The organism is Streptococcus infantis, assembly GCF_047465185.1.
In the GTDB taxonomy this organism is placed as follows: domain Bacteria; phylum Bacillota; class Bacilli; order Lactobacillales; family Streptococcaceae; genus Streptococcus; species Streptococcus infantis_O.
Map to the genome: position 1 here is coordinate 275,286 of NZ_JASHAJ010000001.1, position 21,146 is coordinate 296,431.

The window sequence follows — 21,146 nt, forward strand, 5'->3', positions numbered from 1 at the left end:
GGAGACACACTATGCCAAAATTTAATCGTATTCACTTGGTGGTACTAGATTCTGTAGGAATCGGTGCAGCACCAGATGCTCATAACTTTGTCAACGCTGGTGTTCCTGATGGTGCATCAGACACGCTTGGACACATTTCAAAATCAGTAGGTTTGAATGTTCAAAATATGGCAAAACTTGGTCTTGGGAACATTCCTCGCGAAACACCATTGAAGACAGTTCCAGCTGAGAGCAATCCAACAGGTTATGCGACTAAGCTTGAAGAGGTATCTCTAGGTAAAGATACCATGACTGGTCACTGGGAAATCATGGGTCTTAATATTACAGAACCGTTTGATACTTTCTGGAATGGATTCCCAGAAGAAATCTTGACAAAAATCGAAGAATTCTCAGGTCGCAAGGTCATCCGCGAAGCCAACAAACCATACTCAGGAACAGCAGTCATCGATGACTTTGGACCACGCCAAATGGAAACTGGCGAGTTGATTATCTATACATCAGCTGACCCCGTTCTTCAAATCGCAGCTCACGAAGACATCATTCCTTTGGATGAACTCTACCGTATCTGTGAATACGCTCGTTCGATTACTTTAGAGCGTCCAGCTCTTCTCGGACGCATTATTGCTCGTCCTTATGTTGGTGAGCCTGGAAACTTCACTCGTACGGCTAACCGTCGTGACTTGGCTGTATCTCCATTTGCCCCAACTGTTTTGGACAAATTGAACGAAGCTGGTATCGATACATATGCAGTTGGTAAGATTAACGATATCTTCAACGGTGCAGGTATCAACCACGATATGGGCCACAACAAATCAAACAGCCACGGTATTGACAACTTGATCAAGGCTATGAAATCAGAAGACTTCAAACATGGCTTCTCATTTACAAACTTAGTAGACTTCGATGCCCTTTATGGACACCGTCGTGATCCACACGGCTATCGTGATTGTTTGCATGAGTTTGATGAGCGCTTGCCAGAAATCATTGCAGCAATGAGAGAAGACGATCTTCTTTTGATTACTGCTGACCACGGAAATGACCCAACCTATGCTGGTACTGACCATACTCGTGAATATATTCCACTTTTGGCATACAGTCCATCCTTTAAAGGCAATGGATTAATTCCAGTTGGACACTTCGCCGACATATCAGCAACAATTGCGGATAACTTTGGCGTTGAAAAAGCCATGATCGGTGAAAGTTTCTTAGATAAATTGGTATAAGATGACGCGATATGTTTTACTTGTTCGGGGCATTAATGTCGGTGGGAAAAATAAGGTTGTCATGGCGCAACTTCGTCAAGAACTGACAGAGTTGGGACTGGAAAAGGTTGAAACCTACATCAACAGTGGCAATATTTTCTTTAATAGCATTGTGCCTAGAACTAAATTAATAGAGAATTTACAGGCTTTCTTTGAAAGACGTTATCCATTTATTCAGAGTTTTTCCTTGTTGTCTTACGAAGACTATGAAGAGGACCTTAGAAATCTTCCTGATTGGTGGAATCATGAGATGGCTCGAAAGGATGTGCTCTTTTACACTGAGGGCTTGGATGTGGATCAAGTCATCGAGAAAGTGAACAGTTTTGAACTGGAAGATGAAGTCGTTCATTTTGGAAGACTTGGGATTTTCTGGGGGAAATTCTCTGAAGAATCATACTACGAAACAGCCTATCACAAATACTTACTCAAGATGCCTTTCTATGGCAATATTACCATTCGTAACGCTAATACCTTTGACAAAATTGGTCAATTTTTAAAACATAAAAAAGGAGATACCTAATGACATTTTTAAATAAAATCAATGAAACAGCAGCATTTTTGAAGGACAAAGGAATCGAAGCTCCTGAGTTCGGTTTGATCCTTGGTTCAGGTCTTGGAGAATTGGCTGAAGAAATCGAAAATGCAGTCGTAGTAGACTACTCTGACATTCCAAACTGGGGTCAATCAACAGTAGTCGGACACGCTGGTAAATTGGTTTATGGTGATCTTGCTGGACGTAAAGTCTTGGCCCTTCAAGGACGTTTCCACTTCTATGAAGGAAACCCATTGGAAGTGGTGACTTTTCCAGTTCGTGTCATGAAAGTGTTGGGATGTGAAGGAGTTCTTGTAACCAACGCTGCCGGTGGTATCGGCTTCGGTCCTGGTACCTTGATGGCAATCACTGATCACATCAACATGACAGGTCAAAACCCATTGATCGGTGAAAACTTGAATGAGTTTGGCCCTCGCTTCCCAGATATGTCGAAGGCTTACACTCCAGAATACCGTGTAACTGCACATGAAGTGGCTCAAAAACTTGGAATCAAACTTGATGAAGGTGTCTATATCGGTGTTACTGGTCCAACTTATGAAACACCTGCAGAAATTCGTGCCTATAAGACACTTGGCGCTGATGCTGTCGGAATGTCAACTGTTCCAGAAGTTATCGTTGCGGCTCACTCTGGCTTGAAGGTTCTTGGAATTTCATGTATTACTAACCATGCTGCTGGTTTCCAAGAAGAACTCAACCACGAGGAAGTTGTAGAAGTGACCGAACGTGTTAAAGGTGACTTCAAAGGCTTGCTTAAAGCGATTCTTGCTGAATTGTAAGATGATGAAAGCACGACTCCAAAGTCTGCCCTATGGCTGGCGTCTGCTTTTAGCGACCGTCGCTTTAGGAATAGGAACAGGTCTGGTCGGAATCGCCTGTCATTTTCTACTAGATGGCGTACAAAAGTTGGCTTTCGGCCAAGAACGATCTGATCTGCTCCAGCAATTTCGGGAAGCCGGAGGTCTTCGTAGATTTCTTGTCTTATCTGTGACAGGGCTTTTGGCAGCAGGATTCTGGTATGTTTTGCAGAAACGTTATAAGATCCTGTCTATTCGTAAGCAAATTGATCAGGTTGGGGATAGAGAACCAGCGCCCCTAGCCCATATCCTTCATGCAAGTATGCAGGTTGCGATTGTCGGAGCTGGCGCTTCGGTCGGAAAAGAAGGAGCTCCACGTGAGGTTGGGGCACTTATAGCTGGTCGTTTGGGAAAAGTTTTGTCCTTGACGATCAAAGAGCAAAGAGTTTTGATTGCTTGTGGAGCTGGAGCGGGGTTAGCTGCGGTCTATCAGATTCCCTTTGCTAGTAGCTTGTTTGTCTTTGAGACCTTAGGGTTGTCCTATCGCTGGAAAAATGTCTTACTGGTCTTGTCCAGTACTTATCTAGCGGCTTGGGTGGCCCAACCAATCGTTGGTCATGGTGCTATTTACCACCTGTCGCAAGTTCATTGGTCAGCAAGTGGTTTCTTGCAGGCTGTCTTAGTGGCTCTATTGGTTACTCCATTGGCACTTGCCTTTCGTTTTCTAGCCAAACAGGCTAGTCGCAAACGGCGGAAGGATTGGACCATTCTATGGGCTCTGCCTTTAGCATTTATGGTGCTAGCTGGCATTGTGATCTTTTACCCGATTTTTATGGGGAATGGACAGGTTCTAGCTCAAGCCGTTCTATCAGGTCAACCATTTTCTAATCTAGCCTTGATCTTGGTCGTGAAAGGGCTCCTGGTCTATATCCTCTTGAGTAATGGTGCCTATGGGGGAACCTTGACGCCATCATTTGCCTTAGGAATTGGATCTGGTTATTTGGTGACCATGATTCTTTCTGCAGTTGGCGTTCAACTAGATCCTGCTCTAGGAATGTTGCTTGGAGCGACAGTCTTTTTAGGGACAACATTACAAGCTCCCATGACTGCCATTGCCCTAAGTCTTGGTTTTACAGGACAGAGCTGGGCCTTGATTCTACCGCTGGCACTATCTGCTGGTGTGTCTTATGTGATTCAAAATAGATGGGAGAATAAACGATGAGAGTGCATTTTGTTTTGCACGAAACTTTTGAAGTACCTGGTGCCTATCTAAAGTGGGCGCAGGAGCGTGGTCATCAGGTGAAAATGACCAAGGTCTACGAGCGGGAAGCTCTACCTGAGACAGTGGATGAAATCGATTTTTTGATTGTCATGGGAGGACCACAATCGCCAGATGAGGATCGCGCAACCTTCCCTTACTATGATCCGCAAGCTGAGATTGAACTAATTCAAAAAGCTATGAAGGCGGATCGCTACATCGTTGGTGTCTGTCTTGGTGCGCAGCTCCTGTCTGTAGCTTATGGCGCAGAGTATGAACATAGTCCAGAACGAGAGATTGGTGTTTATCCGGTGGACCTAACCCTTGAAGGATTAGCAGATCCGAATGTCGCCTTATTTGGTGAGAGCTTTGATTCAGGACACTGGCATGGAGATATGCCGGGATTGACAGAGGATGCTGTTGTCCTTGCGACCAGTCAAGGTTGTCCACGGCAGATTATACGCTTCAGTCCTAAACACTATGCCTTCCAAGCTCACTTGGAATTTGATCCAGAAGCAGTCAATCTCTTAATTGCTGCAGATGGTGAAGCCGCTTTGGAAGCCCAAAGTCAAAAATTGCCATTTGTCGAAAAACCTGAAGCCATCCGTGCTTACGATTATCAAGAAATGAATGCAAAATTATACGCATTTTTGGATTCATTAACAAATTAAAAATAAGAGAGGAAGAGCATGTGTTCTAATTTGAACACGAGCGGAAAGCTTTTCTGAATAAAAAATATACACAGAAAGGAAGGGTTAACTGTATTCGCTGAACTGAATATGGGCGGAGAACTGTGGAAAAAAGATAAACTGTCTAGCATCTGTGATGCTTCGTCAGTTTCCTATTTTTCCTTTGTTCTCTGTCGCCCTTTATATCTTAAACATGTCTATCCATATTGCTGCTAAGCAGGGTGAAATTGCTGATAAAATTCTTCTTCCTGGGGATCCTCTTCGTGCGAAATTTATCGCTGAGAATTTCCTTGAAGATGCTGTTTGCTTTAACGAAGTCCGTAACATGTTTGGTTACACAGGAACTTACAAAGGTCATCGTGTATCTGTCATGGGTACTGGAATGGGGATGCCATCTATCTCCATCTATGCGCGTGAGTTGATTGTAGATTACGGTGTGAAGAAATTGATTCGTGTCGGAACTGCTGGTTCTTTAAATGAGGACGTACATGTCCGTGAATTGGTATTGGCACAAGCTGCTGCCACCAACTCAAACATCATCCGCAACGACTGGCCTCAATACGATTTCCCGCAAATCGCTAGCTTTGACTTGCTAGATAAGGCTTATCATATCGCCAAAGAGCTTGGCATGACTACGCACGTAGGAAATGTATTGTCATCGGATGTCTTTTATTCAAACTACTTTGAAAAGAATATCGAACTTGGTAAATGGGGCGTGAAAGCTGTCGAAATGGAAGCAGCAGCTCTTTATTATCTAGCTGCTCAACACCATGTTGATGCGCTTGCCATTATGACCATTTCTGATAGCTTGGTTAATCCAGACGAGGACACTACAGCAGAAGAACGCCAAAACACCTTCACTGATATGATGAAGGTTGGTCTAGAAACCTTGATTGCTGAATAAAAGAGAACACAAAAGGAAGACTTTCTGGATGAAAATCTTCCTTTTTTAGTCATTCAGTCCATACTGTGACCTTAATGAAATGTTGCTCTATTGTCTATTTTGAAGAGATTGTAAGAAACAATCAATCTCTGCTTGAGAATGAAGAATACGCAACTTTTCTGGGTAAGTATTGCTTAAGTGTTGGTATCTTTCCTTAGCATTTTTTGTTCGTCCATCCCAGAGAATCCAACGGATAAACTCCCAGTCAAAACGTTCAGGACACCCTGCAGCAATACTTTCTCTGACTGTTCCTCTGTATTTAAGATAACGCTTAAAGGCTCGAAGCAGACAATTCCAACGTGAGAAATTTAGAAAGATGATTTGATCTGCTTCTTTCATTCTTTCCTCGTAATAACACCAAGAATAATTACCATCAATCACCCAATCGGAATGTTCGGTGAGAAAATCTCTCATCTCTTTTAACATCCAATCGCGGTCACTGTCTACCCAGCCTGGCTGAAATTGAAGAGTGTCCATATGAAGTTTGGGAATGGAGTAGTAGCGAGACAATTTTTCTGCTAGAGTTGACTTACCTGCTCCAGAATATCCTATAATCGTAATTTTCATGATAACCTCCAAAAATTTGGTACAAAAAAAGCTCCGAAGAGCTCATTTTGTTTTCAGTTATTAATTAACCAAGTTTAGCAGCAAGACGTGCTTTATCACGGCTAGCTTTGTTTTTGTGGATCAAACCTTTAGTTTCTGCTTTATCGATGGCTGAGCTAGCAGCACGGTAAAGTTCTTCAGATGGGTTTGCTTCAAAAGCTTTGATAGCAGTACGCATAGCTGATTTTTGAGCTGAGTTCTTTTCGTTTTGTTTAACGTTCAATTCAGCGCGTTTGATAGCTGATTTAATGTTTGCCAATGTTCTTACCTCCATATTTACTAACTATACCATTATATCTGAAAACTATTATTTTGACAAGGGGAAATCACTTTTTTAAATAAATTTCATCAATTTCATGATTTTTAGATTTGTGAAGAATAACTTCAGCCCGATTTCTGGTCGGTTCGATGTAGTTTTGCAGATTGGTCAAATTAATACTTGTCCAAACCTGATGGGCAAAATCTTTGACTTCACTAATTGGTTGCTGGGTGAAGCGATAGTAATAGTTGCTTGGATCATCTTGTGCAAAACTGAGGAGTTTTAAGAAACGGTCCAAATACCAACTCTCGATATCCTCAACTGCAGCATCTACGTAGATTGAAAAATCAAAGAAGTCTGTAATATAAAGACGGCTGTTATGAGGGGTTTGAAAGACGTTGATACCCTCTACGATTACAAAATCCGCTGCTTGAACTCTTTGTGTTTTATCAGGTACGATATCATAGATTTCGTGAGAATAAACAGGAATGTCAACATCTTGCCCGTTTTTAAGTTGGTCAAGAAAATTAAGTAGAGCTTCCATATCATAGCTCTCGGGGAAACCTTTTCTATTTAGAATGTTGCGCTCGTTTAAGATGCTATTAGGATAGAGAAAACCATCAGTCGTAACTAATTCAACACTTGCTTCTGGGAAAATACGAGAAAGCAGAATTTGTAAGAGTCGACTAGTAGTTGACTTTCCGACTGCTACACTACCTGAAATCCCGATAATGAATGGCTGATTTTTACTCTCCCTTTGGAGAAAAATCCCTTTTGAAAAGGCTAGATCTTCTTTGGATCGTTTGTAGATTTGAATAAGGTGAGCCAGCGGTAGATAAATATCTGTTACATCTTGGAGACTGATCTGGTCATTGAAACTCTTAATAGAATCTAATTCCTCCTCGGTTAAAGGAGGTGTTGTCTTACGATGTAATGATTGCCAAGTTCCTCGGCTGATTTTTTCATAATGTAAAAATTCGTTGGTCATAAAATTTCCTCGTTTGATATCTCAGTATACCATAATTTACAGAGAAAGACATCTGAATCATTTGAGAAAAAGCGCTTTCTTTGTTAAAATATAAGTAGTATAGCAATCAAAAGAGGTGATGTTATGAGACTAGTAGTGAGTGATAAATTTATAAAACTGACTAGCTTACTGGTTGTGATTCTGTGGTTATCTCCGACTTTGATTGAGTTTACTGTGAGTTTAGGAAGTCAAACCTATAGTTGGTCTGCCTTTGTCTTGTTATTCTTGCTACCAATTATTGGTTTTATTTACTTGATTCTCGCCATTTTAACAAGAAAATGGTGGCTTTTCTTGTTTGGTCTAGCCTGTATTTTTTCCTTTGCTATCACTATGGCATTGGGTTCTTACTTGCTTGGCCCCTAAGGGATTAGGCAACTTATACTATTTTTTAATAAATCGATGCCAAAGAAAAGCCTTTGTTGTCATGTGAACGATTTACAATTAACTTATTTATGTGGTAAAATGAAACTATGAGTAAAATGTATTATGCAGAAAATCCAGATGCGGCCCATGATGTTCATGAGCTAAGAGTGGAACTACTTGGAGAAAAGATGACTTTTTTGACGGATGCAGGTGTCTTTAGCAAAAAAATGATTGATTTTGGAAGTCAGTTATTGCTAAGATGTCTCGATGTTGAAAAAGGTGAAAAAATTCTGGATGTTGGTTGTGGCTATGGTCCTATTGGCTTGTCTTTAGTCAAGGCATATGGTGTACAAGCGACTATGGTGGATATCAATAATCGTGCCCTAGATTTAGCCCAGCAAAATGCAGTAAAAAACAATGTTCAAGCGACGATCTTCCAGTCCAATATTTATGAGCAAGTAGAAGGACAATTTGACCATGTTATTTCGAATCCGCCCATTCGTGCTGGTAAGCAAGTAGTCCACGAAATTATCGAGAAGAGTATTGACTATCTCGTAGATGGTGGTGATCTGACCATCGTTATTCAAAAAAAACAAGGAGCTCCCAGTGCCAAAAACAAGATGGAAGAAGTATTTGGCAACTGCGAGGTTGTAAAAAAAGATAAGGGATATTATATCCTTAGAAGTGTGAAAGAATGAGAGCAGTAGATCTAATCCAGAAAAAAAGAGACGGCCAAGAACTCAGCTCTAGTGAAATCCAATGGCTGATTGAAGGCTATGTTGCAGGAACAGTTCCTGACTACCAGATGTCTGCCTTTGCTATGGCTGTTTATTTTAAAGGCATGACCACTAGAGAGATTTCTGACTTGACCATGAATATGGTGAAGACAGGTCAGGAATTTGACTTATCTGCTATTCAAGGTATCAAGGTTGATAAACATTCTACAGGCGGAGTCGGTGACAAGGTTACCTTGATTTTAGCTCCCTTAGTCGCTAGTTTTGGTGTTCCAGTAGCTAAAATGAGTGGTCGAGGTCTGGGGCACACCGGAGGGACTATCGATAAATTAGAATCTATCAAAGGGTTTCAAGTAGAGCGAAGTCAGGATGATTTTATCAAACAGGTTCAGGATATCGGGGTTTCAGTTATTGGTCAATCTGACCAACTAGTCAAAGCGGATAAGCTGCTCTATGCACTACGTGATGTGACAGCAACAGTTGATACTATTCCACTGATTGCTAGTTCTGTCATGAGTAAAAAGATTGCAGCTGGAGCGGATGCTATTTTGCTTGATGTTACTGTCGGTGAAGGTGCCTTTATGAAAACAGTCGACGAGGCGCGTGAACTGGCTCAAACCATGGTGAATCTCGGGAAAGCTGTTGGTCGCAAGACAGTAGCAGTCATTACGGACATGAGTCAACCTTTAGGACGTGCCATTGGTAACCGTTTAGAAATTCTAGAAGCACTAGAAATTCTTCAGGGTAAAGGACGCGAGGATATTAGTCACTTTATCTGTGAGTTAGCCCAGATTATGCTTTCTCTGGCAAATGTTGAAAAAACAGTCGAGGAAGTAAGGCAGCATCTTGAAAATGGTCAGGCACTCAAGAAATTTGAAGAGATGGTTCTAGCTCAGGGTGGAAACCTAGAAGACCTCTATCGTCCAGTAAAAGTTGACCATGTAATTGATATTCCTGCTCAAGAGGATGGTATTATCGCAGAACTTCCAGCCATGGAGTTTGGTCTTTTTGCCATGAGATTAGGTGCTGGTCGTGCAGTCAAAACAGATACTCTTGATTATGAAACAGGAATTGTTTTTGAGAAGAAAGTTGGAGAATCAGTCAAAAAAGGTGAAATTGTCGCAAAAGTATATGCAAATGGCAAAATTTCTCCGGAACTAGTTACAGATTTCCAAAAATATGTTAAAATTAAAATGAGTGATGAAACGCTAAAAATGCGTGAAATCATCGAAATTATCTCCTAATTTAAGGAAAATCCGAAATGAAATTAAATAAATACATTGATCATACGCTTTTAAAGCAAGATGCGACCGAACAACAAATCGATCGTTTGCTATCTGAAGCAAGAGAGTACGATTTTGCCAGTGTTTGTGTGAATCCTTGCTGGGTTTCTCATGCAAAAGCTGGTCTAACAGATACTGATGTCAAGGTTTGTACAGTTGTAGGTTTTCCTCTTGGAGCTACAACTTCAGCTGTCAAAGCTTATGAAACCAAAGAAGCCATCCAAAATGGTGCTGACGAAATTGATATGGTTATCAACGTTGGTGCACTAAAATCAGGAAATCTTGAACTAGTTGAGAAAGACATTCGAGCAGTTGTTGAGGCTAGCGGTGACAAACTTGTTAAGGTTATTATTGAAGCTTGTTTGTTAACGGATGAAGAAAAAGTTCTGGCTTGCCAACTTGCTCAAAAAGCTGGTGCAGACTTTGTCAAGACTTCTACAGGTTTCTCAACAGGTGGAGCAACTTTACCAGATGTTCAATTAATGCGTCAAACAGTTGGACCTGATATGGGGGTCAAAGCAGCTGGTGGAGCTCGTTCTTATGCAGATGCAGTTGCCTTTGTTGAAGCAGGAGCTACTCGAATTGGAACATCTTCTGGTGTTGCAATCTTAAAAGGAGAATTAGCTGATGGCGACTACTGAGTTGATTGAATTAGCGATTGAAACTAGTAAAAAAGCTTACGTTCCCTACTCACATTTTCCGATTGGCGCTGTTTTGGTAGCCAAGGACGGAAGTATCTATACAGGGGTTAACATTGAAAATGCTAGCTACCCCTTGACCAACTGTGGCGAAAGAACAGCAATCTTTAAGGCGATTTCTGAAGGACAACGGGACTTTTCAGAATTGATTGTCTATGGTCAAACTGAAAAACCAATTTCGCCTTGCGGTGCTTGTCGCCAAGTTATGGTCGAATTTTTTAAACCAGATCTAAAGGTGACTCTAGTCGCCAAAGATAAAACGACGGTCGAGATGACGGTCGGGGAATTACTTCCATATTCTTTTACAGACTTGCAATAGTCTGTGCCACTCTCTGAGTGGCAAGGGTCCTTGTGACCAATCAATCCATACTTGCAACTTAGTTGCGCATCTTATTTAGGAGGTTCAGTAATGAACAAGAAACAATGGCTAGGCCTTGGTCTAGTTGCAGTAGCAGCATTTGGACTTGCTGCATGTGGTAATCGCTCTTCTCGTAACGCAGCTTCATCTTCTTCTGATGTGAAGACTAAAGCAGCTATCGTTACAGATACTGGTGGTGTTGATGATAAATCATTTAACCAATCAGCTTGGGAAGGTCTTCAAGCTTGGGGTAAAGAACACAACCTTTCAAAAGACAATGGTTACACTTACTTCCAATCAACAAGTGAAGCTGACTACGCTAACAACTTGAACCAAGCAGCTGGAAGCTACAACTTGATTTTCGGTGTTGGTTTTGCCCTTCACAACGCTGTTGAAGAAGCAGCAAAAGAACATTCAGATAAAAACTATGTTTTGATTGACGATGTGATTAAAGATCAAAAGAACGTTGCTAGCGTTACTTTCGCAGACAACGAAGCAGCTTACCTTGCAGGTGTTGCAGCTGCTAAAACTACAAAAACTAAACAAGTTGGTTTTGTAGGTGGTATGGAATCTGAAGTTATTTCTCGTTTCGCAGCTGGTTTTAAAGCTGGTGTTGAGTCAGTTGATCCATCTATCAAGGTTCAAGTAGACTATGCTGGATCATTTGGTGATGCGGCTAAAGGTAAAACAATCGCTGCAGCTCAATACGCTGCAGGTGCAGACGTTATCTACCAAGCAGCTGGTGGTACTGGAGCAGGTGTCTTCTCTGAAGCTAAATCATTGAACGAAAGTAAAAATGAAAACGAAAAAGTTTGGGTTATCGGTGTAGACCGTGACCAAGTTGATGAAGGTAAATACACTTCTAAAGACGGTAAAGAAGCTAACTTCGTGCTTGCTTCTACATTGAAACAAGTTGGAACAACAGTTCAAGATATCTCAAACAAGGCTGAAAAAGGTGAATTCCCTGGTGGTCAAGTTATCGTTTACTCATTGAAGGATAAAGGTGTTGACTTGGCAGTGACAAACCTTTCTGAAGAAGGTAAAAAAGCTGTTGAAGATGCAAAAGCTAAAATCCTTGATGGTAGCATCAAAGTTCCTGAAAAATAATTGAAGGAAGTCATTTCTTAGGAAGCGGCCAGTGGCCGCTTCTTTAAGAATTGAGACAATGGTTTTGTCTCAATAGAGCTTGCTAAGTTTCTTTAGCAGGTTTTATTGAAACAAAATAAAACTCTGAAAGGAAGAGCACATGGCACACGAAAATGTCATTGAAATGCGTGAAATTACCAAAGTTTTTGGTGAATTTGCCGCTAACGACAAGATTAACCTTGAACTTCGTAAGGGTGAAATTCATGCACTTTTAGGAGAAAATGGAGCTGGTAAGTCCACTCTTATGAACATGCTAGCGGGGCTTTTAGAACCAACTAGTGGTGAAATTGTGGTCAACGGTCAAGTTGTAAAACTAGATTCGCCATCAAAAGCAGCTAGCTTAGGGATTGGGATGGTCCACCAACACTTTATGTTGGTAGAAGCTTTCACTGTTGCTGAAAATATCATTTTGGGGAGTGAATTGACCAAAAATGGTGTGCTAGATATTGCTCGTGCAACTCGAGAAATCAATGAGTTGTCTGAACGTTATGGCCTTGCTGTGAATCCTTCTGCCAAAGTTGCAGACATCTCTGTTGGGGCTCAACAACGTGTTGAAATCCTAAAGACACTTTATCGTGGAGCAGATATTCTTATCTTTGACGAACCTACTGCTGTTTTGACGCCATCAGAAATTGATGAATTGATGGCTATTATGAAGAACTTGGTTAAAGAAGGTAAATCAATTATCTTGATTACCCATAAGTTGGATGAGATTCGTGCTGTATCTGACCGTGTTACAGTCATCCGTCGTGGTAAATCTATTGAAACAGTTGAGATTGCTGGTGCAACTAATGCTGACTTAGCTGAGATGATGGTGGGACGTTCTGTTTCCTTTAAAACTGAGAAACAGGAAGCTCAACCTAAAGAAGTTGTTCTGTCTATTAAAGACTTAGTAGTAAACGAAAACCGTGGTGTCCCTGCTGTTAAAAATCTCTCACTCGATGTTCGAGCTGGTGAGATTGTCGGAATTGCCGGTATTGATGGAAATGGTCAATCTGAATTAATCCAAGCTATCACAGGACTTCGTAAGATTGAGTCTGGTAGTGTGGAATTGAAAGGCCAGTCTATCGTAGGTCTACACCCTCGTCAAATTACAGAAATGAGTGTAGGACACGTTCCAGAAGACCGCCACCGTGATGGTTTAGTTTTAGAAATGATGATTTCTGAAAATATCGCTCTTCAAACCTACTATAAGGAACCTCATAGCAAGAAGGGAATCTTAAACTACACCAATATCATTGGGTACGCTAAACAGTTAATGCAAGAATTCGATGTGCGGGCTGCTAGTGAGATTGTTCCAGCCTCAGCTCTTTCTGGAGGAAATCAACAAAAAGCAATTATCGCTCGAGAAGTCGATCGAAATCCTGATCTCCTCATCGTCAGTCAACCTACTCGTGGTTTGGACGTCGGTGCCATTGAGTACATTCACAAACGCTTGATTCAAGAACGTGATAATGGGAAAGCTGTCCTTGTAGTCAGCTTTGAACTTGATGAGATTCTAAATGTCTCTGATAGAATTGCTGTTATCCACGATGGTAAGATTCAAGGGATTGTAACGCCAGAAACAACCAACAAGCAAGAGCTTGGTGTCTTGATGGCTGGTGGTGAATTGGAAAAGGAGAAGAGTGATGTCTAAAAAATTACAACAAATTTCGGTTCCTTTGATTTCTGTTATTTTAGGAATTCTACTCGGAGCCATCGTCATGTGGATTTTCGGTTACGATGCTATCTGGGGTTATGAAGAACTGTTCTATACAGCCTTTGGTAGTGTTCGTGGAATCGGTGAAATCTTCCGTGCCATGGGACCCTTAATTCTGATTGCCCTTGGATTTGCAGTTGCAAGTCGTGCTGGTTTCTTTAACGTTGGTCTTCCAGGACAAGCTCTCGCAGGTTGGGTTATGAGTGGCTGGTTCGCTCTTTCTTTCCCGGATTTACCACGTCCATTGATGATTCTTGCAACGATTGTAATCGCCTTAGTTGCGGGAGGAATCGTTGGAGCCATTCCTGGTATTTTAAGAGCCTACCTTGGGACATCTGAAGTTATTGTAACCATCATGATGAACTACATTGTTCTTTATGTGGGAAATGCCTTTATTCATCACTTCCCTAAAGAAATCATGCAAAGTACTGACTCATCCATTCGAGTAAGTGCAAATGCAACTTATCAGACACCATGGCTTGCTGAGTTAACTGGAAACTCTCGTATGAACATTGGGATTTTCTTTGCTATCATAGCAGTAGCGGTTATCTGGTTCTTGCTCAAGAAAACAACTCTTGGTTTTGAAATTCGTGCAGTTGGACTCAATCCAAATGCTTCTGAATATGCAGGTATTTCAGCGAAACGCACCATTATTCTATCAATGATTATTTCTGGTGCCCTTGCAGGACTTGGTGGCGCAGTAGAAGGACTTGGTACCTTCCAAAACGTTTATGTTCAAGGTTCATCATTAGCAATCGGATTTAACGGTATGGCAGTAAGCCTACTTGCTTCAAACTCACCAGTTGGAATTCTATTTGCAGCCTTCCTTTTCAGTGTTCTTCAAGTTGGAGCCCCTGGTATGAATGCTGCACAAGTACCATCTGAACTTGTAAGTATCGTTACAGCCTCAATTATCTTCTTTGTCAGCGTTCACTACATCATCGAACGCTTTGTCAAACCAAGAAAACAACTTAAAGGAGGTAAATAAGGATGTCGATTACAACAATGTTAACCCTTATGGTTTCTTCAATGTTGATTTATGCAGCACCACTTATTTTCACAAGTATCGGAGGAGTTTTCTCTGAGCGTGGTGGGGTTGTTAACGTTGGTCTTGAAGGAATCATGGTCATGGGTGCCTTTTCTGGAGTTGTTTTTAACCTTGAGTTTGCACAAGATTTAGGAGCGTTAACTCCTTGGTTGGCTCTTCTAGTTGGTGGATTAGTCGGAGCTATCTTCTCACTGATTCACGCAGTAGCTACAGTTCATTTTCGTGCTGACCATGTTGTCAGTGGTACCGTACTTAACTTGATGGCGCCAGCCTTGGCAGTTTTCTTGGTGAAGGTACTTTATAACAAGGGCCAAACGGACAATTTAACGCAAACTTTTGGACGTTTTGATTTCCCTGTTTTGGCTAATATCCCAGTTATCGGAGATATCTTCTTTAAGTCAACAAGTTTACTTGGTTATCTAGCAATTGCTTTCTCATTCCTAGCTTGGTTTATCCTCTTTAAGACTCGCTTTGGACTTCGCCTTCGTTCAGTAGGAGAACACCCACAAGCAGCAGATACTTTGGGTATCAATGTCTACAAGATGAGATATCTTGGAGTAGTGATTTCAGGCTTCCTTGGAGGAATCGGTGGAGCTATTTACGCTCAGTCAATCTCCGTCAACTTCTCAGTTACAACTATCGTAGGACCTGGATTTATCGCTCTTGCAGCCATGATCTTTGGTAAATGGAATCCTGTTGGTGCTATGCTTTCAAGTCTTTTCTTTGGGCTATCACAAAGTTTGGCAGTTATCGGTTCTCAGCTTCCTTTCTTGCAAGGAGTACCAGCCGTTTACTTGCAAATCGCACCATATCTCTTGACCATTGTCGTCCTAGCAGCCTTCTTTGGTAAAGCTGTTGCGCCGAAGGCAGATGGTATCAACTATATCAAGTCTAAATAACATAAAAAAACGTCAGTTGAAACTGACGTTTTATTTTTTTGGTTCTTGGTGCGTTAGGTTAAGTCCCCAAGGAATGAGATTTTCTGTTTTACTTTGGATACGTTTGATATTGTCCTTGTGGCGTACAATTACTAGACTTGCAAGACCAATAATAATCACAGAAAAAAGTAGGTCATAACTAGTTAAAATAAATCCAAAGAGAGGAAACAAAAGGACGCCGATAATCGCTGCAATCGCAGCTGATATACTAGAGAGAGAAATCATACTTCCCAGATAAAGGATTCCAAAGAAAATGACTGCAAGGTAAAGACAAAAGAGAGGAGCAAATCCAAAAATAACTCCAGCACTGGTTGCAACAGCCTTACCACCCTTGAATTTTGCAAAGATAGGGAAGGTGTGGCCAATGACTGCTAAAAGCCCAAAGACGATTGGTGAAACTCCCTGCACATGGAAGATTAGTGGAAGTAGAGTGGCCAAAGTACCTTTAAAGAAGTCAATTACAAAGGTTACCATTCCAGCTTTTTTGCCTAAGATTCGGAAGGTATTGGTCGTTCCAGTATTCCCAGATCCATGTTCTCTTAGATTGATGTTAAAGAATATTTGTCCAATCCACAAGCCTGAAGGAATTGAACCCAATAAATAAGCTAAAATTAATAATACTATTGTCATCATGCTCCTATTATACCATGAAATAGGAGAGAAACGAAACTGAATCTGTTTACTAGCTGTGACATCTGATACTTTATTAAAGTTGATAAGTTTATCATGAGTACCATTTTTATTCAAAAATAAAAGCTAAAGTTATAAAAATTCATGAAAATTTCTGAAAAACTTGATTTTGTGTTTATTTATGCTATAATAGGAACAATCATTTTTAGGAGGTGGAATATGTCTTACTTATTTGAGATATTACCTAGTTTATTGAGCGGTGCGACAATGACTTTACAAGTATTTTCACTGGTCTTACTCTTTTCAATTCCTTTAGGTATTTTGGTTGCCTTTTGCTTACAGGTCCATTGGAAACCCCTCCATTACATGATTGATGTTTATATCTGGGTGATGCGTGGGACACCATTGCTCTTGCAGTTAATCTTTATCTATTATGTTTTGCCAAGTATCGGGGTTCGACTTGATCGGGTACCAGCAGCGATTATTGCCTTTACGCTTAATTATGCAGCCTACTTTGCGGAAATATTCCGTGGAGGGATTGCAACCATTCCTCAAGGACAATATGAAGCAGCTAAGGTTTTGAAATTTAAACCTATCGATACCGTCCGCTATATTATCTTGCCACAAGTAACCAAGATTGTTTTACCAAGTGTATTTAACGAGGTTATGAGTTTGGTTAAGGATACTTCTTTGGTCTATGCACTCGGTATTTCAGATTTAATCCTAGCTAGTCGTACTGCAGCCAATCGTGATGCGAGCTTGATTCCAATGTTTCTAGCAGGAGCTATCTATCTGCTTATGATTGGTATCGTTACAATCCTAGCTAAGAAACTTGAGAAAAAGTTTAGCTACTATAGATAGGAGGTTATCCATGTTAGAGTTAAAAAATATCAGCAAAAAGTTTGGAAAAAAAGAAATTTTATCCAATTTCAATTTAACAATTCCTGAAAAGCAGATTTTGGCTATTGTTGGACCTTCTGGTGGTGGGAAGACAACCTTGCTTAGAATGTTGGCTGGACTTGAAACCATTGATTCAGGTGAGATTTTTTATAATGGAGAATCCCTACCTTTGGATGAACTTGAAAAGCTTCACTTGTTAGGTTTTGTGTTTCAAGATTTTCAGCTTTTTCCTCACTTATCCGTTATGGAGAACTTGATTTTATCACCCATCAAGACTATGGGGATATCTGAAGCGGATGCTAAGAAGAAGGCAGTCGACTTACTCACTCGTCTGGGTCTCGAAGCTCATGCAGATGCTTATCCATACTCATTATCTGGTGGTCAAAAGCAACGGGTTGCCTTAGCACGCGCTATGATGATAGATCCTGAAGTGATTGGGTATGATGAACCAACTTCAGCCCTTGACCCTGAGTTGCGTCTCGAGGTTGAAAAACTGATTCTACAAAATCGAGAATTAGGCATGACTCAAATTGTCGTGACTCACGATCTCCAGTTTGCAGAGAATATTGCTGACCAGATTCTCAAAGTAGAGCCTAAGTAGGAGGTATCTATGAATCGAAAGAAAATCAGCCTTGTTTTGGTATTCTTTCTTGCTTTTTTCCTGGTAGGATGCACACAAAAAGCTAGTGATCCCAAAGTCGATAATTGGGACAAATACCAAGAACAGGGAACCATTACCATCGGGTTTGACAATACCTTTGTTCCCATGGGCTTTGAAGAAAAGAATGGGCAATATGCTGGATTTGACATTGATTTAGCACAGGCTGTTTCTGAGAAACTTGGTTTCAAGGTACAATTTCAACCCATTGATTGGGACATGAAGGAAACCGAACTTCAAAACGGTACCATTGATGCTATCTGGAATGGATATTCCGCAACAGATGAACGCCGTGAGAAGGTTGCTTTTACTATTCCTTACATGGAAAATCAGCAGGTTCTAGTTTCTAAGAAATCTCAGAATATACAATCAGTGTCTGATATGACAGGCAAGGTTTTGGGTGCCCAGGCAGGATCTTCTGGTTATATAGATTTCGAAGCCCAACCAGAACTCTTAAAAAATATCGTAAAAGATCAAAAAGCCAACCAATATCAGAGTTTTAACGAAGCTTTGATTGACTTGCAAAATGATCGGATTGATGCCCTTTTAATCGACCGTGTTTACGCCAATTATTATCTTGAAACTGAAGGAATTTTAGACCAGTATGAGATTTTTCCTGCTGGTTTTGAGAGTGAGTCTTTTGCAGTTGGTGTGAGACCAGCTGATAAGACCTTGTTAGTAAATTTGAATAAAGCTTTTAAAGAACTCTATCAAGAAGGTAAATTCCAAGAAATAAGCAAGGAATGGTTTGGTGAAGATGTGGCTACAAATCAAATTAAAGGAAAAGAAAACTAAGATTTTGTCTTGGTTTCTTTTTTTGGTATAACTAGGTGATGTTTTTGCTAAAAAAGACTTGGGAATAGGCTTTTTAACTAGAAAAACTTTGCAAAATCCCTAGAAAACCTGTAAAATAGAAAAGATGAACAAATAGGAGGTTCCTTGTGTCAAAAAAGGAAATCAATATTAACAATTACAATGATGACGCCATTCAGGTGTTAGAAGGGTTGGATGCGGTCCGTAAACGTCCAGGGATGTATATCGGATCGACCGATGGTGCTGGTCTCCATCACCTGGTCTGGGAAATCGTCGATAATGCTGTCGATGAGGCCTTGTCTGGATTTGGTGACCGGATCGATGTGACCATTAATAAAGACGGAAGTTTGACGGTTCAAGACCATGGACGTGGAATGCCGACTGGAATGCACGCTATGGGAATTCCAACGGTTGAGGTTATCTTTACCATCCTTCACGCCGGAGGAAAATTCGGTCAGGGTGGTTATAAGACATCAGGAGGTCTACACGGAGTGGGTTCTTCGGTCGTAAATGCTCTCTCTAGTTGGCTCGAAGTAGAAATTACTCGTGATGGTGCAATTTACAAGCAACGCTTTGAAAATGGCGGCAAGCCAGTAACAACTCTTGAAAAGGTTGGAACGGCACCTAAGTCAAAAACAGGTACCAAAGTGACCTTCATGCCAGATGCCAGTATCTTTTCTACGACAGACTTCAAGTACAATACCATTTCAGAGCGTCTCAATGAGTCAGCATTTCTCTTGAAGAATGTAACCTTGTCATTAACGGACAAGCGAACAGATGAAGCAATCGAGTTCCATTATGAGAACGGGGTACAAGACTTTGTTTCCTACCTCAACGAAGACAAGGAAACCTTGACGCCAGTCCTTTACTTTGAAGGGGAAGACAATGGTTTCCAAGTAGAAGTAGCCCTCCAGTATAATGATGGATTTTCAGATAACATCTTGTCCTTTGTCAATAACGTCCGTACCAAGGATGGTGGAACGCATGAGACAGGACTCAAGTCAGCCATCACCAAGGTTATGAATGACTATGCACGTAAGACAGGTCTCCTAAAAGAAAAAGATAAAAATCTTGAAGGTTCAGATTACCGTGAAGGATTGGCGGCCGTTCTTTCTATCTTGGTTCCGGAAGAACATCTTCAGTTTGAAGGACAGACTAAGGACAAACTTGGAAGTCCACTAGCTCGTCCAATCGTTGATAGTATTGTTGCTGAAAAACTGACTTTCTTCCTTATGGAAAATGGGGAACTAGCTTCAAATCTGATTCGTAAAGCTATCAAGGCTCGTGATGCTCGTGAAGCGGCTCGTAAAGCGCGTGATGAGAGCCGAAATGGCAAAAAGAATAAGAAAGACAAGGGATTGCTTTCTGGTAAATTAACGCCAGCCCAGTCTAAAAATCCAGCTAAGAATGAACTCTACCTGGTCGAGGGGGACTCTGCCGGTGGATCTGCCAAACAAGGACGTGATCGTAAGTTCCAGGCTATTTTGCCTCTTCGTGGTAAGGTCATCAATACAGCCAAGGCCAAGATGGCAGATATCCTCAAAAACGAAGAAATCAATACCATGATTTATACCATCGGAGCTGGTGTGGGGGCAGACTTCTCTCTTGAAGATGCCAACTATGACAAGATTATTATCATGACCGATGCGGACACCGATGGTGCCCACATTCAAACCCTTCTCTTAACCTTCTTTTATCGCTACATGCGTCCTTTAGTTGAGGCAGGACATGTCTATATCGCCCTCCCTCCTCTTTACAAGATGTCCAAAGGTAAAGGCAAGAAAGAAGAGGTGGCTTATGCTTGGACAGACGGAGAACTGGAAGAACTCCGTAAGCAGTTTGGCAAAGGAGCCACCCTCCAACGCTACAAGGGGCTTGGTGAAATGAATGCGGACCAACTTTGGGAAACAACCATGAACCCAGAAACTCGTACCCTCATCCGTGTCACGATTGAAGACTTAGCACGCGCAGAACGTCGTGTCAATGTCCTAATGGGTGACAAGGTTGAACCACGTCGTAAGTGGATTGAAGATAATGTCAAGTTTACGCTGGAAGAAGCGACTGTGTTTTAAAAACTATAAAGAAATACAAATGGAGGACAAGATATGTCTGAAAATCTTAGTGAAGAGCAAGTGAAAGAAGCTCTTGAAAGTGGCTATGCGCAATCTGAGGCCTTATTAAACGATAAAGATGAATTAGATGATTTTTTGTATCGTTTGGAGCAAAAAATTAAAGAGATGCCATTGGTTGGTAAGAAATTTACAATGATCCCAGTCATGATTTCTTTAGTGAAAAATTATGTTCAAGGGAAATACACCACGGTTCCTTATGGGACTATTTTAGCTGTTTTAAGCGCACTTATTTATTTCCTTTCCCCAATTGACATTATTCCAGATTTTATTCCGTTAGCAGGCTTCTTGGATGATATGGCTGTTGTAGGACTTTGTATGAATATGGTCAAAACAGATATTGAAGCCTATGATAAAT

At 41.1% G+C, this 21,146-nt stretch carries 23 protein-coding genes and 1 pseudogene; 20 read left to right on the forward strand and 4 right to left on the reverse strand.

Going from position 1 to position 21,146, the window contains the following annotated elements; all coding sequences use genetic code 11:
* The first annotated feature begins 11 nt into the window (after positions 1 to 11).
* The 6 genes from QM382_RS01330 to deoD all read left to right on the forward strand — a co-directional run bounded on the left by QM382_RS01330 (position 12) and on the right by deoD (position 5,460).
* Entirely contained in the window at positions 12 to 1,223 is a 1,212-nt protein-coding gene (locus QM382_RS01330; RefSeq protein WP_414272187.1) for a phosphopentomutase, read from the forward strand.
* Position 1,224: 1 nt separating this feature from the next.
* The gene (locus QM382_RS01335; protein ID WP_414272188.1) at positions 1,225 to 1,782 is read left to right on the forward strand and encodes a DUF1697 domain-containing protein; all 558 of its coding nucleotides are present in this window, start codon (positions 1,225 to 1,227) and stop codon (positions 1,780 to 1,782) included.
* The gene (locus QM382_RS01340) at positions 1,782 to 2,591 is read left to right on the forward strand and encodes a purine-nucleoside phosphorylase (RefSeq protein WP_414272189.1); all 810 of its coding nucleotides are present in this window, start codon (positions 1,782 to 1,784) and stop codon (positions 2,589 to 2,591) included. Before QM382_RS01335 ends, QM382_RS01340 begins: the two co-directional genes overlap by 1 nt.
* Before the next feature lie 4 nt (positions 2,592 to 2,595).
* Positions 2,596 to 3,831 (forward strand): chloride channel protein, encoded by a 1,236-nt coding sequence (locus tag QM382_RS01345; RefSeq protein ID WP_414272456.1) that lies wholly within the window; start codon positions 2,596 to 2,598, stop codon positions 3,829 to 3,831.
* Entirely contained in the window at positions 3,828 to 4,538 is a 711-nt protein-coding gene (locus QM382_RS01350; RefSeq protein WP_263393439.1) for a glutamine amidotransferase-related protein, read from the forward strand. Before QM382_RS01345 ends, QM382_RS01350 begins: the two co-directional genes overlap by 4 nt.
* Before the next feature lie 211 nt (positions 4,539 to 4,749).
* Positions 4,750 to 5,460 (forward strand): purine-nucleoside phosphorylase, encoded by a 711-nt coding sequence (deoD, locus tag QM382_RS01355; protein WP_000022080.1) that lies wholly within the window; start codon positions 4,750 to 4,752, stop codon positions 5,458 to 5,460.
* 87 nt (positions 5,461 to 5,547) lie between these two features.
* On the opposite strand, the gene QM382_RS01360 is transcribed toward deoD, so the two are convergent.
* From QM382_RS01360 to coaA, 3 genes are all read right to left on the reverse strand, one after another.
* Complete coding sequence (locus QM382_RS01360) at positions 5,548 to 6,066, reverse strand: DNA topology modulation protein (protein ID WP_414272190.1); 519 nt, start codon at positions 6,064 to 6,066, stop codon at positions 5,548 to 5,550.
* Positions 6,067 to 6,130: 64 nt separating this feature from the next.
* Positions 6,131 to 6,379, reverse strand: a complete 249-nt coding sequence (gene rpsT / locus QM382_RS01365) for a 30S ribosomal protein S20 (RefSeq protein WP_029689628.1) — start codon at positions 6,377 to 6,379, stop codon at positions 6,131 to 6,133.
* Positions 6,380 to 6,431: 52 nt separating this feature from the next.
* Positions 6,432 to 7,352: a type I pantothenate kinase gene (gene coaA, locus QM382_RS01370; protein ID WP_045615125.1), complete on the reverse strand. Its 921-nt coding sequence runs from the start codon at positions 7,350 to 7,352 to the stop codon at positions 6,432 to 6,434.
* Between the two features lie 123 nt (positions 7,353 to 7,475).
* Here coaA and QM382_RS01375 point away from each other — a divergent pair, with 123 nt between their 5' ends.
* From QM382_RS01375 to QM382_RS01415, 9 genes are all read left to right on the forward strand, one after another.
* On the forward strand, positions 7,476 to 7,754 hold the full coding sequence (locus QM382_RS01375) for a 1,4-dihydroxy-2-naphthoate prenyltransferase (RefSeq protein ID WP_178894856.1): 279 nt from the start codon (positions 7,476 to 7,478) through the stop codon (positions 7,752 to 7,754).
* 107 nt (positions 7,755 to 7,861) lie between these two features.
* Positions 7,862 to 8,452 carry a class I SAM-dependent methyltransferase gene (locus QM382_RS01380; RefSeq protein WP_310437580.1) on the forward strand — a complete coding sequence of 197 codons (591 nt, stop codon included), beginning with the start codon at positions 7,862 to 7,864 and terminating at the stop codon, positions 8,450 to 8,452.
* Positions 8,449 to 9,732 carry a pyrimidine-nucleoside phosphorylase gene (locus QM382_RS01385; RefSeq protein WP_414272191.1) on the forward strand — a complete coding sequence of 428 codons (1,284 nt, stop codon included), beginning with the start codon at positions 8,449 to 8,451 and terminating at the stop codon, positions 9,730 to 9,732. Before QM382_RS01380 ends, QM382_RS01385 begins: the two co-directional genes overlap by 4 nt.
* A gap of 17 nt (positions 9,733 to 9,749) precedes the next feature.
* On the forward strand, positions 9,750 to 10,412 hold the full coding sequence (deoC, locus tag QM382_RS01390; RefSeq protein WP_414272192.1) for a deoxyribose-phosphate aldolase: 663 nt from the start codon (positions 9,750 to 9,752) through the stop codon (positions 10,410 to 10,412).
* On the forward strand, positions 10,399 to 10,788 hold the full coding sequence (locus QM382_RS01395) for a cytidine deaminase (RefSeq protein ID WP_414266187.1): 390 nt from the start codon (positions 10,399 to 10,401) through the stop codon (positions 10,786 to 10,788). The genes deoC and QM382_RS01395 overlap by 14 nt, the downstream gene beginning before the upstream one ends.
* A gap of 90 nt (positions 10,789 to 10,878) precedes the next feature.
* A complete protein-coding gene (locus QM382_RS01400) occupies positions 10,879 to 11,934 on the forward strand; it encodes a BMP family lipoprotein (RefSeq protein WP_049495883.1) in 1,056 nt (351 codons plus the stop codon).
* Between the two features lie 139 nt (positions 11,935 to 12,073).
* The gene (locus QM382_RS01405) at positions 12,074 to 13,609 is read left to right on the forward strand and encodes an ABC transporter ATP-binding protein (RefSeq protein WP_414272193.1); all 1,536 of its coding nucleotides are present in this window, start codon (positions 12,074 to 12,076) and stop codon (positions 13,607 to 13,609) included.
* Positions 13,602 to 14,660, forward strand: coding sequence for an ABC transporter permease (locus tag QM382_RS01410; protein WP_225750201.1), 1,059 nt, complete (start codon positions 13,602 to 13,604; stop codon positions 14,658 to 14,660). Before QM382_RS01405 ends, QM382_RS01410 begins: the two co-directional genes overlap by 8 nt.
* Before the next feature lie 2 nt (positions 14,661 to 14,662).
* Positions 14,663 to 15,619, forward strand: coding sequence for an ABC transporter permease (locus QM382_RS01415; protein WP_045615115.1), 957 nt, complete (start codon positions 14,663 to 14,665; stop codon positions 15,617 to 15,619).
* Positions 15,620 to 15,649: 30 nt separating this feature from the next.
* Here QM382_RS01415 and plsY read toward each other — a convergent pair whose 3' ends face one another.
* Entirely contained in the window at positions 15,650 to 16,291 is a 642-nt protein-coding gene (gene plsY / locus QM382_RS01420; protein ID WP_414272194.1) for a glycerol-3-phosphate 1-O-acyltransferase PlsY, read from the reverse strand.
* 216 nt (positions 16,292 to 16,507) lie between these two features.
* Here plsY and QM382_RS01425 point away from each other — a divergent pair, with 216 nt between their 5' ends.
* From QM382_RS01425 to QM382_RS01445, 5 genes and pseudogenes are all read left to right on the forward strand, one after another.
* Positions 16,508 to 17,149, forward strand: a complete 642-nt coding sequence (locus QM382_RS01425; protein WP_414272195.1) for an amino acid ABC transporter permease — start codon at positions 16,508 to 16,510, stop codon at positions 17,147 to 17,149.
* Positions 17,150 to 17,159: 10 nt separating this feature from the next.
* Entirely contained in the window at positions 17,160 to 17,789 is a 630-nt protein-coding gene (locus QM382_RS01430; RefSeq protein WP_414272196.1) for an amino acid ABC transporter ATP-binding protein, read from the forward strand.
* A gap of 9 nt (positions 17,790 to 17,798) precedes the next feature.
* Positions 17,799 to 18,641: an amino acid ABC transporter substrate-binding protein gene (locus QM382_RS01435; RefSeq protein ID WP_414272197.1), complete on the forward strand. Its 843-nt coding sequence runs from the start codon at positions 17,799 to 17,801 to the stop codon at positions 18,639 to 18,641.
* Positions 18,642 to 18,787: 146 nt separating this feature from the next.
* The gene (gene parE, locus QM382_RS01440; protein ID WP_303405880.1) at positions 18,788 to 20,731 is read left to right on the forward strand and encodes a DNA topoisomerase IV subunit B; all 1,944 of its coding nucleotides are present in this window, start codon (positions 18,788 to 18,790) and stop codon (positions 20,729 to 20,731) included.
* Between the two features lie 273 nt (positions 20,732 to 21,004).
* Positions 21,005 to 21,103, forward strand: a pseudogene (locus QM382_RS01445) (YkvA family protein); the annotation flags it as partial.
* Positions 21,104 to 21,146 lie beyond the last annotated feature (43 nt).

What these genes read in the sequence shown, in the direction of transcription:
- QM382_RS01335 (WP_414272188.1), top strand. Translation starts at nt 1,225, where the DNA reads ATGACGCGATATGTTTTACTTGTTCGGGGCATTAATGTCGGTGGGAAA.
- QM382_RS01425 (WP_414272195.1), top strand. Translation starts at nt 16,508, where the DNA reads ATGTCTTACTTATTTGAGATATTACCTAGTTTATTGAGCGGTGCGACA.
- QM382_RS01410 (WP_225750201.1), top strand. Translation starts at nt 13,602, where the DNA reads ATGTCTAAAAAATTACAACAAATTTCGGTTCCTTTGATTTCTGTTATT.
- rpsT (WP_029689628.1), bottom strand. Translation starts at nt 6,379, where the DNA reads ATGGAGGTAAGAACATTGGCAAACATTAAATCAGCTATCAAACGCGCT.
- QM382_RS01375 (WP_178894856.1), top strand. Translation starts at nt 7,476, where the DNA reads ATGAGACTAGTAGTGAGTGATAAATTTATAAAACTGACTAGCTTACTG.
- QM382_RS01415 (WP_045615115.1), top strand. Translation starts at nt 14,663, where the DNA reads ATGTCGATTACAACAATGTTAACCCTTATGGTTTCTTCAATGTTGATT.
- QM382_RS01360 (WP_414272190.1), bottom strand. Translation starts at nt 6,066, where the DNA reads ATGAAAATTACGATTATAGGATATTCTGGAGCAGGTAAGTCAACTCTA.
- QM382_RS01400 (WP_049495883.1), top strand. Translation starts at nt 10,879, where the DNA reads ATGAACAAGAAACAATGGCTAGGCCTTGGTCTAGTTGCAGTAGCAGCA.
- plsY (WP_414272194.1), bottom strand. Translation starts at nt 16,291, where the DNA reads ATGATGACAATAGTATTATTAATTTTAGCTTATTTATTGGGTTCAATT.
- QM382_RS01435 (WP_414272197.1), top strand. Translation starts at nt 17,799, where the DNA reads ATGAATCGAAAGAAAATCAGCCTTGTTTTGGTATTCTTTCTTGCTTTT.
- QM382_RS01395 (WP_414266187.1), top strand. Translation starts at nt 10,399, where the DNA reads ATGGCGACTACTGAGTTGATTGAATTAGCGATTGAAACTAGTAAAAAA.
- deoC (WP_414272192.1), top strand. Translation starts at nt 9,750, where the DNA reads ATGAAATTAAATAAATACATTGATCATACGCTTTTAAAGCAAGATGCG.
- QM382_RS01405 (WP_414272193.1), top strand. Translation starts at nt 12,074, where the DNA reads ATGGCACACGAAAATGTCATTGAAATGCGTGAAATTACCAAAGTTTTT.
- QM382_RS01380 (WP_310437580.1), top strand. Translation starts at nt 7,862, where the DNA reads ATGAGTAAAATGTATTATGCAGAAAATCCAGATGCGGCCCATGATGTT.
- QM382_RS01340 (WP_414272189.1), top strand. Translation starts at nt 1,782, where the DNA reads ATGACATTTTTAAATAAAATCAATGAAACAGCAGCATTTTTGAAGGAC.
- QM382_RS01350 (WP_263393439.1), top strand. Translation starts at nt 3,828, where the DNA reads ATGAGAGTGCATTTTGTTTTGCACGAAACTTTTGAAGTACCTGGTGCC.
- QM382_RS01330 (WP_414272187.1), top strand. Translation starts at nt 12, where the DNA reads ATGCCAAAATTTAATCGTATTCACTTGGTGGTACTAGATTCTGTAGGA.
- QM382_RS01430 (WP_414272196.1), top strand. Translation starts at nt 17,160, where the DNA reads ATGTTAGAGTTAAAAAATATCAGCAAAAAGTTTGGAAAAAAAGAAATT.
- coaA (WP_045615125.1), bottom strand. Translation starts at nt 7,352, where the DNA reads ATGACCAACGAATTTTTACATTATGAAAAAATCAGCCGAGGAACTTGG.
- QM382_RS01345 (WP_414272456.1), top strand. Translation starts at nt 2,596, where the DNA reads ATGAAAGCACGACTCCAAAGTCTGCCCTATGGCTGGCGTCTGCTTTTA.
- QM382_RS01385 (WP_414272191.1), top strand. Translation starts at nt 8,449, where the DNA reads ATGAGAGCAGTAGATCTAATCCAGAAAAAAAGAGACGGCCAAGAACTC.
- deoD (WP_000022080.1), top strand. Translation starts at nt 4,750, where the DNA reads ATGTCTATCCATATTGCTGCTAAGCAGGGTGAAATTGCTGATAAAATT.